This window comes from Mesorhizobium sp. M7A.F.Ca.US.014.04.1.1, assembly GCF_003998745.1.
Lineage (GTDB): Bacteria > Pseudomonadota > Alphaproteobacteria > Rhizobiales > Rhizobiaceae > Mesorhizobium > Mesorhizobium ciceri.
Genome location: NZ_RZRW01001093.1, coordinates 1 through 1,095, shown reverse-complemented (window position 1 = coordinate 1,095; position 1,095 = coordinate 1). Strand labels below are relative to the sequence as shown.

Annotated in this window: 1 protein-coding gene and 1 pseudogene; both read right to left on the bottom strand. The window is 65.8% G+C overall.

Annotation, left to right across the window (positions count from 1 at the left end; translation table 11 throughout):
* Nucleotides 1–197 (bottom strand): annotated as a pseudogene (locus EOA22_RS39355) (chemotaxis protein MotC); the annotation flags it as partial.
* A partial coding sequence (locus EOA22_RS34730; RefSeq protein ID WP_245478775.1) for an OmpA family protein occupies nt 190–1,095 on the bottom strand: 906 nt, incomplete at its 5' end. The gene EOA22_RS34730 and the pseudogene EOA22_RS39355, both read right to left, overlap by 8 nt.

The window sequence follows — 1,095 nt, the reverse complement described above, 5'->3', positions numbered from 1 at the left end:
TCCTCGACCAGCGTGCCGGGGCTGAGCAATCTTGCCTCGTCGAGCAGACCGAGTGCGGTCGCCGGTTGATCGCCGGCAAGCAGCGAGCCTTTGACCAAAGCGAGGAAGGCGCCGAGATCCGGAGGCAGCGCCATGGGATCGATCGGCCTCAAGGCTTCGATAGCCTTGCCGGGCCGGCCGTTGAGGTACTCAATCACGCCTTTGGCGATGGCAAGGCTTTGCGGGTCCGCCGTAGCGCGCGACGTGGCCGCTTCGACGGTCACCGGGTTGCCGCCGCTCATGCCGTAGACAAGCAGGGCCCGAAAATTCTTGGGATCCTTGTAGTCCTCGGCATTCGCCGCGCGCAGGCGCGTATCCGTCATCTCGAGCAGCTTGGCCTGCATCGGCAGGGCGGCATGATCCCCGGCGGCTATGCGGTCCTGGATGAGTTGCAGCGAAACCGGCGACCTCGGTGATGCGGCGTTCGTCGACGCCGCCGCGCACGAGCATGTAGTACGCGGAATGCGCGCGCGCCGTCGACAGCCGCCAATTGTCGTAGCTGTCGCTGCGGAACGGCCGGGCATCGGTGTGGCCGTTGATGCTGATGGTGCCCTTCTGGCTGTTGACGATGCGGCCGATCTTCTCCATTGCCAGCACCAGTTCGCGTCTCGGCAACGCCGAGCCGACCTCGAACATGCCGAAGTCGAGCTGATCGGTGATCGAGATGACGACGCCCTTGTCGGTGGCTTCGACCGAGACGCCGTCGTGCAGCTTGTCGCCAGGCTTGAAAGCATCGGCCAACTGCCGCTTGACGTCGGCCGCTGCCTTCACGGCAGCAGCGGTTGGTGCCTTCTCCCCGATGTCGGGCTGGACGGCCTTTTGCGCCTCAGGCTCAGCCTTCGCTACCGCGGCCTTGGTGCCGTCCGATTTGGTCTCGCCGGCCAATGCCGTGGCAGGGTTCGCGGCCTGTTTACTGGTCGCGTCCTTTGCCAGTGGCTCGAGCGGTGCCGCGACAGGCGGCACGGCTTTGATTTTGAGCACCTGCGTTTCGGCGGTCTTGTCGCCGGGCTTGGCCGGATCGCCCTCGATCTTGGTGCGCTGGGCGCTGGCCTCGGC